General features: G+C 44.5%; 2 protein-coding genes. Both read left to right on the forward strand.

Annotation, left to right across the window (positions count from 1 at the left end; all coding sequences use genetic code 11):
- Nucleotides 1-799, forward strand: a 799-nt coding sequence (locus R7E78_RS24055; RefSeq protein WP_318058327.1) for a tetratricopeptide repeat protein, incomplete at its 5' end; no start/stop codon positions are given.
- 250 nt (nt 800-1,049) lie between these two features.
- A partial coding sequence (locus R7E78_RS24060; protein ID WP_318058328.1) for a VacJ family lipoprotein occupies nt 1,050-1,506 on the forward strand: 457 nt, incomplete at its 3' end.

Raw genomic sequence — 1,506 nt, forward strand, 5'->3', positions numbered from 1 at the left:
TGAACCTCTGAGCGATGATGAAATGGCTGATTTAACCTTAGCACTGCGCACGCGCCTGCATTATCAGCCAGAAGATTCAACCGGTTGGTTGCTACTCGGTCGTATTGCATTAGCGAACCGCGATGTGACGACAGCCATCGATTCTATGAAAAAGTCGTATGCTCTTGAGCCAAAAGATCCTGACGTTATGTTAGGTTACGCTCAGGCGTTAATGCTTTCTCAAGACGAGATGGACCAAGCAACGGCTCGTTCTTTACTTGGTAAGCTCATGCAACAAGATTACGTGGATTTACGCGTTTTCTCATTGCTCGCATTTGATGCATTTGAACGTAAAGATTACCCCGCAGCAATTAAATACTGGGGCATTATGCAGCAGATGATCGGTCCTGACGATAGCCGATACGAAAGCCTTTCACGCAGTATCGACCATGCACGCAAACAAATGGGTGAAGTGGTTTCTCCGGATAAAAGCGTGGCAGTAACGATTAATGTCGCACCTGAAGCACAACTTGATCCTAACGCGGTATTAATTGTCTCAATTCATCGTGCTGATGGTTCACCAATGCCGGTTGCAGCCGCTCGCTATCCACTTGGTTCGTTCCCACGAACAGTGGTGCTAGATGACGGTAATGCGATGATGCAAGGGCAAAAACTATCATCGTTAGAAAAACTTATCGTGCGTGTACGTGTTGATTCTGATGGCAATGTTGCAACGCGCGACCAAGATTGGCATGGCGAAAGCGATGTGGTTGAATTCGGTCAGCCGGTTGCAGTGACCATCGATAAACAGTATCAATAGTTAGTTGTTGTCTCTGATATATGACACTTAGTCAATGTCGGGCCCATTTAGTGGTATGACTCTAAACTATCAAGTAAAATGACCAAGGCCAGCATTTGCTGGCCTTTGTTTATATACTCAAGTGACTTTTAAAATGTATTTATCGCTAACATTGAGCTTGTTGGTTGTTTCTGCATTTGCTTTTTGGCGTTGGTCATACATTTTTAAATGAGGTTGCTTAAGTATATTAATAGTCGTTATGGAACATAGAATGTATAACAAGGGTAAATCCTACCTAATGTTACTGTTAGCACTTGGTCTTGTTGGCTGTTCGAGTGCGCCTGAGGAGGCAGTAACAAGTGAAGGAGAGACAAATCAAACGACTTCTGATGTGTATGATCCGTTAGAAGGCTTTAACCGCACGATGTGGGAAATCAACTACGAGTACTTAGATCCGTATTTGGTTCGTCCTGTGTCGATCGCGTACGTTGAATACACACCTGTGCCTATTCGTTCCGGTATCGCCAACTTCTTGTCAAACCTTGATGAACCATCAAGCATGGTGAACAACCTTTTGATGGGTAACGGTAGCAAAGCGGTGGATCACTTTAACCGTTTTTGGATTAACTCTACGTTCGGTATTCTCGGTGTATTTGACATCGCAACTGCGGCGGGTATCACCAAGTACGACAATAAAGAGTTCAGCAGTGCTGTTGGTCATTATGGCG

The organism is Vibrio sp. YT-19(2023) (genome assembly GCF_033337395.1).